The organism is Paenibacillus paridis, assembly GCF_006345825.1.
GTDB lineage: Bacteria > Bacillota > Bacilli > Paenibacillales > Paenibacillaceae > Pristimantibacillus > Pristimantibacillus paridis.
Genome location: NZ_VCIX01000063.1, coordinates 1 through 1,122, shown reverse-complemented (window position 1 = coordinate 1,122; position 1,122 = coordinate 1). Strand labels below are relative to the sequence as shown.

The 1,122-nt window shown below is 50.8% G+C and carries 1 protein-coding gene; it reads left to right on the top strand.

Annotated elements, in window-relative coordinates; all coding sequences use genetic code 11:
- The first annotated feature begins 603 nt into the window (after positions 1-603).
- Positions 604-828 (top strand): hypothetical protein, encoded by a 225-nt coding sequence (locus FJQ58_RS02240; protein ID WP_139990811.1) that lies wholly within the window; start codon positions 604-606, stop codon positions 826-828.
- The last annotated feature ends 294 nt before the right edge of the window (positions 829-1,122 follow it).

Below are 1,122 nucleotides of genomic sequence, written 5' to 3'. Positions count from 1 at the left end.
GGCGGTACCGATTCGTGAAGCTGCTCCAGCGGCTGTTTTGGAACGTCTGCACGATCTCGCCGCGCAAGTTTGGGATGTGGCAGTCGGGATCGCCAATGACCGTCTCCAGGCGGAACGTGAAGCCCTGGACAAAGCAAGAGTAGAAACGGAAAAAGAACAGCAGGAAACGGCCGAATTAGCGGATCAGATGGCTTCGGATATTGAGCAGCTCCAAAGCGATGCAACATCGATTAAACAAGAGCTTGCGGACGCGCAGCAAGCCGAGAACACGGCAAAAGAGGCGCTCTCGGCAGCGCAAAGCGAAAATGTGAAGCTGCGGACGCAAGTTGACGGTGAAAAGCAGCGGGTTCTGGACCTCCAGGAAATGAACGAGCAAATTAACGAGCGGAGTCGGGCAGATCGGGAACGATCGGGGAACCAAATTAACGAGCAAGCGCGGGAAATTGAGCAGCTTAAAGCCGAGCTCCAGCGCGCAAACACAGCGCGTGACCAAGCAACAGTAGCGGCCAATGATGCAGCCGATAAAGCAGAGCAGGCAGTGAGATCGGCTGAGGAAAAGGCAGCGACAACGGCAAAGGAAGCCGAGAAAAAAGCGGAGACANAGTGAGAGCGGCTGAGGAAAAAGCGGCAACGTCGGTAAAAGAAGCTGAGAAAAAAGCAGAGCAGACGGTGAAAGCGGCTGAAGAAAAGGCGCATGCAGCCCAAATGGAAACAGCTCAGGTACGAGGAGAAATCGGAGCTCTGCGCGAGCAGGTCAAGCAGCAGGCAGAAATGATTGATAAATGGGGCGATAATCTCCGCAACCCGAAGAAAGATGAGAAGAAATGAAAACGAGGCACGGGTGAAACCCGTGCCTCGTTTCATATTGCATAAATAGCAATAAGGAACATAAATAAGGAATAGCAAAGGCATTTGTCCAAAATCTCCTAGATGACATTGTCATCTGCTTGAGGGTGCGGTATCGGTATTAGAGGAGACCTGCTCGATCCATATAACATAATCTTAGATAGGCGGATCCCGTATGCCGTCCTTCTTTTGCCAAAATGGTTAACTCATCTTTCGCCAAATCTTCAATTACTTTGCTTTTTGTAATATACGGATCCTTCATAATGGCTCTCTGCC